The 6939-nt window shown below is 35.0% G+C and carries 7 protein-coding genes; 1 reads left to right on the plus strand and 6 read right to left on the minus strand.

From position 1 onward, the window contains the following. Positions 1 to 127: 127 nt before the first annotated feature. Both ABUA27_RS11590 and ABUA27_RS11595 read right to left on the minus strand, forming a co-directional pair. Positions 128 to 1270, minus strand: coding sequence for an ABC transporter substrate-binding protein (locus ABUA27_RS11590; protein WP_287968323.1), 1143 nt, complete (start codon positions 1268 to 1270; stop codon positions 128 to 130). A 125-nt stretch (positions 1271 to 1395) separates the two neighbouring features. Then, positions 1396 to 2508, minus strand: a complete 1113-nt coding sequence (locus ABUA27_RS11595; protein WP_349820756.1) for an aminoacetone oxidase family FAD-binding enzyme — start codon at positions 2506 to 2508, stop codon at positions 1396 to 1398. A gap of 117 nt (positions 2509 to 2625) precedes the next feature. Between ABUA27_RS11595 and ABUA27_RS11600 the strand changes: the two genes are divergently transcribed. Further along, complete coding sequence (locus tag ABUA27_RS11600) at positions 2626 to 3366, plus strand: YebC/PmpR family DNA-binding transcriptional regulator (protein WP_022424669.1); 741 nt, start codon at positions 2626 to 2628, stop codon at positions 3364 to 3366. Positions 3367 to 3422: 56 nt separating this feature from the next. Here ABUA27_RS11600 and ABUA27_RS11605 read toward each other — a convergent pair whose 3' ends face one another. The 4 genes from ABUA27_RS11605 to ABUA27_RS11620 form a co-directional block, all read right to left on the minus strand. Continuing rightward, on the minus strand, positions 3423 to 4601 hold the full coding sequence (locus tag ABUA27_RS11605) for an NAD(P)-dependent malic enzyme (RefSeq protein WP_288835196.1): 1179 nt from the start codon (positions 4599 to 4601) through the stop codon (positions 3423 to 3425). A 92-nt stretch (positions 4602 to 4693) separates the two neighbouring features. Next, on the minus strand, positions 4694 to 5629 hold the full coding sequence (locus ABUA27_RS11610) for a type I phosphomannose isomerase catalytic subunit (RefSeq protein ID WP_287846810.1): 936 nt from the start codon (positions 5627 to 5629) through the stop codon (positions 4694 to 4696). An 83-nt stretch (positions 5630 to 5712) separates the two neighbouring features. Then, positions 5713 to 6147 carry a 2-thiouracil desulfurase family protein gene (locus tag ABUA27_RS11615; RefSeq protein WP_349820757.1) on the minus strand — a complete coding sequence of 145 codons (435 nt, stop codon included), beginning with the start codon at positions 6145 to 6147 and terminating at the stop codon, positions 5713 to 5715. Continuing rightward, complete coding sequence (locus ABUA27_RS11620; protein WP_349820758.1) at positions 6131 to 6784, minus strand: HAD family hydrolase; 654 nt, start codon at positions 6782 to 6784, stop codon at positions 6131 to 6133. Before ABUA27_RS11620 ends, ABUA27_RS11615 begins: the two co-directional genes overlap by 17 nt. Positions 6785 to 6939: the final 155 nt, after the last annotated feature.

A 6939-nucleotide genomic window follows, 5' to 3' on the forward strand; every position in this document is an offset into this window, starting at 1 on the left:
TTTCTAAATTATTCAAACTTGTTTTTAAGTTTGTCTTTTTTTATACGTTTTGATTGATTTTTGTTTCACACTTTCTCCCCTCTAAAAATAAAAAAATAAGGAGAGATGAACTCTCCTTTATTCATCGTTATTTTGCAGTTACATACTGACCGTTCTTGATAGTAACGATATTTAATTCCTTAACAGGGTTGTGGTTCTTATCATAAGTGAATCCACCACAAACTGCTTCATCATCAGATACTTTGACCTTTTCTAATGCAGCATTTACCTTTTCAGGATCAGTTGATTTAGCTTTGTTGATAGCTTTCATCATAACAGTAACTGTATCATAAGCCATACCAGCAAACATACTTGGAGTTGTTCCATATTCTTTTTCATAAGCTTTTACGAATTCATGTGCAGGACCGCTAGTTGCATCTTTGTTGTAACCACTTGTGAAGAAGCAGTTTTCAAAGTCTGCAGTGTTAACACCCTTAACACCAAGAACACCATCCCAGCCATCAGCACCAAATATTGGAGCCTTAACGCCAGAGTCTCTTAACTGTTTAGTGATAGATACAACTGATTCATAGTAATCTGGTAAGAAAACAGCATCAGGATTAGCCTGTTTGATCTTAGAAATGAATGTTGAGAAATCTTTAGTATTTGCATTATATGCTTCATAGAATGAAACATTAACGCCCTGCTTCTTAGCTTCAGCTTTATAAGCAGCTGCAACACCTGTAGAATAATCAGATTCCTTGTTGTAAAGAACTGCTACGTTCTTGAAATCATATTTAGCTTTAGACTGTTTAGCTAAGTAAGTACCAGCATAAGAGTCATTTGTACAGATTCTGAATACGTTCTTATAAGCTGTTTTACCATTCATAGTGAATTTATCACCTGAAGCAGATGGTGAAAGAACTGGTGTGTTGTTCTTGCTTGCAGCACTTGCTACTGAAAGTGCAGAACCAGTTGTTACTGGCGAAAGAACTGCAGTGACCTTATCATCATTATAAAGCTTGTTATAGTCATTTACGGCTGTAGTTGGATCAGCCTTATCATCATAGTAAACGCCTGTAATCTTAGTGCCATGTTTCTTGTTATAATCATTAATAGCCATCTTCATAGCATTCTTTACGGCTGTACCATACTGAGAAGCTTCACCACTTAGTGGGCCGATAAAACCAAATTTAGGTGCTTTGATATCTGTTGTAGATGAATTCCCATTACTACAACCTACTAACATTGCTGCGACTGCACCAGCTGTCACGATTGTTTTTAATTTCATACATTATCCCTCCCAATTTGTATATGCTCCCTATTATACAATCTCATTTGGGTTTGTCAATATATTTTCAGTACTATTTTTATAACAAAACAAATAATTTTGATTTTATTTATCTTTTTCCTAATTTATTGTATTGTTTTTGAAACTTCTTTAAATACTGAATAAGCGCTTGCTAAGGCAAAATGAATGTTATATCCGCCACAATCTCCAGTAATGTCTAATATTTCACCTGTCGCATAAAGATGAGGGTAGCTGATGAATTCAAAAGATTCATTAAAATTAGAAATCATCAATCCCCCAAGATCTGCCTGGGCAAATTCTTCACCTCTTAGCTCTTTGACAGTCAATTCTAAATGTTTTAGGAAAGAAACCGGGTTCTTCTGATTTTCTAGTATTGGAACTAATTTTGGATGAACTAAACCATCATAAGGGCCACTCATTGTTTGTAGTGTACGAATAATAGAATATAACTCCTGATCAGTAAACTCAGGATAAAAATCACATAGTATCCTATCTCCAGGACGGGCATAGCGGCTTAAGACCATTACTGCAATTCCACTAATACCATAATCAGTAAAAAGAAGTTCTCCTTTTTCTGTATGTCCATTTAGAGTAAATTCTCCCTTCATTCTAACACCCTTTAATTTCTTATAAGCAGGAGTCGTAATTAACTGAGTAATAGTTGGTCTCATAGGGCGATAATCAACTTTAAGTGAGTTAAATAAAGTACGTCTTTCTTTCATACCTGATAATTTACCAGCAGGAGTACCACAGGCAATAGTGACATAATCTGCTTGATAATCTTGATGCGCTGCATGAATAAAATAACCATGCTTACTCTTTTTAATTGACAATACTTCTTCATCACATATAATCTTTACGCCAAATTCTTCCGCTCTATTTAAAAATAATGTCTGTACAGCTTTTGCTGACTCACTATATGGATATAAGAGATTTCCCATATATTTAGTATATAAGCCAATATCCTTAAGTGCTTCTACTATATCAAAATCATGAATGATATCATTTACCCACGGTTTGATGTCTCCATCATAATGTGCCTTGTCTAGATCCTTGTTAGAAAGATTACAACGCCCATTGCCTGTAGCTAAAAGTTTCTTTAATGGTTTGTCATTGGCTTCAAGTACAACCACATCCATATCTAGATATTTTTTCAATAAAATAGAAAGATATATACCTGATATACCTCCCCCAATAATAATCATTTTCTTTTTCATTTTTATACACCTCGATACAATAGTAATGCATTTCCAGTGTATTTTCCAATTCTTTATTGAAATAATTAGTCTTTGTGTTTATAATGTGTAAGGAAATTTACAAGGAGGAATTAGATTATGGGTAGAGCTCATGAAGTACGTAAAGCCGCAATGGCAAAGACTGCTGCTAAGAAAACTAAACTTTATTCTTACTATGGTAAAGAAATCTATTTAGCAGCGAAGGCAGGCGGCCCTGAACCGGACGGTAATCTAAGCCTTAGAAGATTAATTGAAAAAGCAAAGAAAGATCAGGTTCCTGGAGACGTTATCAAGCGTGCGATTGATAAAGTTAAGAACGGTGCTGTAGAAGATTATGAAAGTGTACAGTTTGAAGGTTTTGGTCCTTCAGGATCAACTGTTATTGTTAAATGTTTAACAGATAACATCAACCGTACTATTTCACAGGTACGTCCTGCATTCACTAAATCAAAAGCTAAGCTTGGTGCTGAAGGTTCAGTATCTTATTTATATGATGTAGAATCTGTTGTTCAGTTCAAAGGAATGGACGAAGAAACTGCAATTGATGCATTAATCGAAGGCGAAGTTGATCCTAAAGATATCGAAACTTTAGAAGATGGCAGCTTAAAGATTACTGGTGAACCAACTGATTATAACGCAATCAAGACAGCTATTGAAAATAAGCTTCCTGATGTTGAATTTGATGTTGACGAAATCCAGACTAAACCACAGGAAACAGTTGAACTTGAAGGTGAAGATATGGTTTTATTTGAAAGACTAATGAATCTTCTTAATGACTGTGATGATGTTGACCAGGTTTATCACAACGTTTCTAACTATGATGATGGTGAAGAAGAATAGCGAGAGCTATTCTTTTTTTTCGCAAAAAAATACGGTTCTTATGAACCGTATCTGTATTATTTATGCGCAATTACATCTTCTTTAATAGCTTGGTCACTTACTGCTTTTGCAACAGTCACTGCTACACGCGCATCAGTCGCACGAGGGATGATGTAATCCTTGTTTAATTCTTCATCGCTTACAAGACTTGCTAAGCCCTTTGCAGCAGCTAATTTCATACCTTCAGTAATCTTAGTGGCATGAACATCTAAAGCGCCTCTAAATAAGCCTGGGAAGGCTAATACATTATTGATCTGGTTAGGGAAGTCTGAACGTCCAGTTCCTACGACTGCAGCACCTGCATTTACTGCATCATGATATTTAATTTCAGGTTCTGGATTAGCCATTGCGAATACAATTGGCTTTTCTTTCATTGACTGAACCATTTCTTTAGTAAGAAGACCTGGAGCTGAAACACCAATAAAGACATCTGCTTCTTTGACTGCTTCTGCCATAGTCATACGTTTATTAGATTTGTTTGTAATTTCTGTTAATTCCTGAGTTAAGAAGTCATACTTATCATAATCATCCTTGATCACAATACCATTGATATTAAAGCCATAGATTTCCTTAACACCTAAGTCATGAATCATATGGATAATAGAGCTTCCTGCAGCACCTGTACCACTGACTACAACAGTCACGTCTTCTGGCTTCTTACCAACAACCTTTAAGGCATTGACTAAAGCAGCAGTAACGACAATAGCTGTACCATGCTGATCATCATGGAATACAGGAATATCTAATTCCTTCTTTAGTGTTCTTTCAATTTCTACACAACGTGGTGCACTGATGTCTTCTAGGTTAATACCACCAAAAGTGGGAGCAATCTGTTTACAGAACTTAATGATTTCCTGAGGATCCTTTGTATCAATACAAAGAGGAACAGCATCAATATTCGCATATTTCTTAAATAAGATAGATTTACCTTCCATTACTGGAAGTCCTGCTGCTGGTCCAATATCACCAAGTCCTAGTACTGCAGTTCCATCACTGACTACTGCCACACTATTCCCCTTCCATGTATAATCATAAACAGTTTCTGGATTATTGTGGATTTCACGACATGGCTGAGCAACACCAGGTGTATAAGCCATAGACAAATCTTCCATTGTTTCCATTGGTACCTTCACATTGATTTCCATCTTACCATGATGTTCTTTATGAAGTGCTAATGCTTTTTCATATATATCCATACCTTTTCTCCTTATCATCAATTTTATACCAAAATTATACGAAGCATTTCAATAGAAGTCAATAAAAGAGCACTTTTGTGCTCTTAAATGAATTATAGTGTTGTCACCATTAATTCTAGTCCACCTTCATAATGTACTAAATCAACATCTGAACAGATAATAAACTGATCACCCTTTTTAATAGGCATATCATTGACAGTACCTTCACCATCAATGACTGATACTAACTGGAATGGATCATCATTTTTAATTTCTGTACTTCCTTCAATTAAGTAATGATCAACAGTTAAATATTCACACTTTAAATATCTAGTCTTAGAACCATGGTCTAATTTAGTATTTACAAATAATTTATTCTGATCTAAATCAGCTGGTACCTTTGTACAGTCGATTGACTGCTGTACATGTAATTCTCTTTCTTTACCATCATCACCCTTACGATGATAATCGTAAACACGATAAGTGATATCTGAAGACTGCTGTGCTTCATAGATTAATGAACCACCACAGATCGCATGTAATGTACCTGCTGGGATATAGAAGAAATCACCCTTATGGATTTTAAAACGATTGAGTAATTCATCATACTTATCTTCTTCAATATCCTTAATGAATTCTTCTTTAGTTTTAGCATAATGACCCATAACCATATCTGTACCTTCATCCGCCTGTAATACATACCAAGATTCAGTCTTACCTAAAGAATTTTCATGAATTTTTGCATATTCATTATCTGGATGTACCTGTACAGATAAATCCTGTTTAGCATCAATAATTTTTACAAGTAATGGGAACTGATTTCCTTCTACATTACCAAATAATTCACGATGATTTTCAAACATCCATGATACTGTTTTTCCTTTATATTCACCTTCAACGATTGGGCAATCGCCACTCTTATGACCTGAGATAACCCATGCTTCTCCTGTATGATCACTTGGGATATCATAACCATAAACATCTCTTAACTTAGTTCCACCCCAGATCTTTTCTTTTAAAACTGGCTGGACCTTTAAAATATGACCCATTATATATTCCTCCTATTTCATATACTCATATTCTAATATATTCATTCCTATTTTTCTAGTCTAGCGCTTACTTTGTATATTTTTTACTGCTTACCTGGATAATTTTCTTCTGTATAAATCTTATATCCTTCTTTTTTTAGTAAACGTACAAAGATTCCATCTGCATCAATGACCCTGTGGGAGAATGAGCCATCATAAATATGATTAAGACCACAGCTAGGTGAACGGCTCTTTAAAATAACATAATCAATATCAAATGCTTTAAGTATATCTAGTGCCTTCTGTGCTCCCTCTACATATTCCTTTGTAACATTTTTACCATTAACTGTCTCTACACATAATGGCTCTTCTGAAACTATTTCAGCAGGATTTCTAGGAATAGAGAGTCCTCCTAACACTTCAGGACAAATAAGTACTGCTTCACCTTTCTTATCAATAAGTTCTAATGCTTCTATTCTATTAGAATCTCCTCGATAAGTACAATCATAGCCACATAAGCATTTACTTATTCCAATCATCTACATACTCCTTGATATCATGTGCCTTATAAGCGATTTTAGTAGCTCCTGCAGCCTTTAACTCTGCTTCCCCTCTGAATCCCCAATCACAGCCAATTGTCTTCATAGAAGCGTTAATTCCTGTTTCTATATCAACATTAGAATCCCCAATAAAGACACATTCATCCTTGGTTAAACCAATATCATTTAATGCAAGGTTTAAAGAAGTAATATCAGGCTTTTTAGGATAATCTGCACATCCTCCATATGTAGTAATAAAGCAATCACCAAATAGCTTAGGTACAATCACTTCAGCTACTGTATGTGGTTTATTAGTAACACAAGCAAGTTTAATACCTTCTTTATGTAAATCTTCTACTAATTCCTTAATACCAGGATATGGTGCTGTGTAATCAAAACAATGATCCTTATAGTAGTCCATGAATTCTTGTAAACATTGATCAAACAAATCCTGATGATCTTCTCCAAGTGCACGTTCTACTAGTTTTAAAACACCATTACCTACATACTGTTTATAGTTTTCAATAGGATGTGGTGCTAACCCACATGCCTCCAAAGCATGATTTGTACTAACTGCAAGATCCTTTAAAGAATCAACTAATGTTCCATCTAAATCAAATATACAACCTTTTATCATAACTGCCTCCATAATTACACCCATTATAGCATTCCTACCCCGCAAGTTTAAGAGTAATTCTGCAATTGTTTTCGCTTATCTGATTCCAATGTGATAATGTCTCAATGTATCCAAGTTGATAATGTCCCAATTGGGACATTATCAACTTGCCGTGT

Origin of the sequence: Catenibacterium sp. RTP21428st1_D7_RTP21428_210409, from assembly GCF_040227455.1 — a bacterium.
GTDB lineage: Bacteria > Bacillota_I > Bacilli_A > Erysipelotrichales > Coprobacillaceae > Catenibacterium > Catenibacterium mitsuoka_A.